Here is a 322-nt window from a genome sequence, read left to right as displayed (position 1 = left end):
CCGCGGGGGAGCCGCATATCGGCGGTCCCCCCCCCCCCCCCCTGCCCCCCCCGGGGGCTCCGCCCCAGACCCCGGGGTCCAGGGGCGAAGCCCCCCATGCGGCGGAGCCGCAATTCGATGCTGCGGGAAGGGGCGGGGAGGGGCAAGATCCGCCGGGCACCCCGTTGGAGCCCATAAGGCCACCGGAGCCGGCGCCGGGAACCCACCCTCACCCCCGGCAGCGGCTCCGGATCTCAAAGGGGGCGGCTCGATGGGGGGTGGTGGGGGCCCCTCTCTCTCGCCCCTCGGGAGGTGTAGGCGCGCCCTTGCGCTAGGTGGGGCT

This window comes from Streptomyces sp. NPDC059455 (assembly GCF_042750115.1).
Classification (GTDB): domain Bacteria; phylum Actinomycetota; class Actinomycetes; order Streptomycetales; family Streptomycetaceae; genus Streptomyces; species Streptomyces endocoffeicus.
The sequence above is the reverse complement of the archived record's forward strand: the minus strand, read 5'-3'. Positions refer to the sequence as shown.